This is a genomic window from Pseudoalteromonas sp. ND6B, from assembly GCF_000764215.1.
GTDB classification, from domain to species: domain Bacteria; phylum Pseudomonadota; class Gammaproteobacteria; order Enterobacterales; family Alteromonadaceae; genus Pseudoalteromonas; species Pseudoalteromonas tetraodonis.
On record NZ_JQFL01000045.1, the window covers coordinates 1 to 1,349 of the forward strand.

At 41.5% G+C, this 1,349-nt stretch carries 1 pseudogene; it reads left to right on the plus strand.

The features are described from left to right. Window positions 1-1,310, plus strand: a pseudogene (locus ND6B_RS08210) (IS3 family transposase); the annotation flags it as partial. Window positions 1,311-1,349: the final 39 nt, after the last annotated feature.

The following is a 1,349-nucleotide window of genomic DNA, read 5'->3' on the forward strand; positions in this document are numbered from 1 at the left end:
ATTGAGTGTGGAAGTTTAGATGAAGCCGCCATAAATGAATACTGCCGTAATATAGGGCTTTATCCGCATCATATTCAGCAATGGAAGAAAGACTTAGTAACACCACCTTCAAATAAAACAGTAAAGTCAGACAGTAAACAGCTTAAGCAAGAAATAAAGCAACTGCAAAAAGAACTGAATCGCAAAGATAAGGCCTTAGCTGAAACTGCCGCTCTACTTGTACTCAAAAAAAAAGCGGATGCACTTTGGGGTTTCAACGAGGACGATTAACAACAGCGACTGAGCGACATGAATTAATAACGCTTATCACAAACGCACAGGCTTCAGGGGCAAGGAAAGAAAAGGCATGTGAGTTACTTGGACTGACACTAAGAACCGTTCAGCGGTGGATTGAAGCAGACGATATGACTGACAAACGGACGAGTACGAAAAAACAGCCGCCTAACCGTCTCACAGAGTTAGAGCGGCAGCGCATTATTAATACGGCTAATTCAGCCGAATATGGGCATTTACCGGCCAGTAAAATAGTCCCTAAGCTGCTTGATAAGGGCATATGGATAGCGTCTGAAAGTTCGTTTTATCGTGTCATGAAGGCACATAACTTATTAACGCATAGAGAAAAAGTAAAGCCAGCTAAGCCGATGAAAAAGCCAAGAGCACTGAAAGCAGTGCGTGCAAATGAAGTCTACACTTGGGATATCACCTATTTACCAACGAGCGTAAAAGGGCAATTTTTATACTTATATTTAGTGATGGACATTTTTAGTCGAAAGGTTGTTGGCTGGCAGGTTTACGACACACAGTTAAGTGAATTAGCCGCGGATTTAATGAAGGATATTTGCAGTCGAGAGCAAATAAAGCGCGAGCAAGTTACGTTACACTCAGATAATGGCAGCCCAATGAAAGGCGCGACATTACTGGCAACATTACAGGAGTTAGGGATTGTGCCATCATTTAGTCGACCGTCAGTAAGTAATGACAATCCATACTCTGAGTCGTTATTTAAAACGTTAAAGTATCGCCCAGAATACCCAGAAAAGCCATTTGAAGATATAAGCGCAGCAAGAGAATGGGTAAGTGGGTTCGTTGATTGGTACAATAATGAGCATCTACACAGTGGTATAAAATTTGTGACGCCAAACCAACGTCATTCAGGTTTAGATAAAGAAATATTAGCTAAGCGTCAGCAGGTAAACGACGCAGCTAAATTGAATAACCCAAGCCGTTGGTCAGGGAAGTCACGAGACTGGTCAATGATAAATGAAGTAAATTTAAACCCTGAGAAAAAAGAAGAAATGCGGGCGGCATAAAATTTAACTTGAGGCGACAACTAACTTGAAAAACTCCGA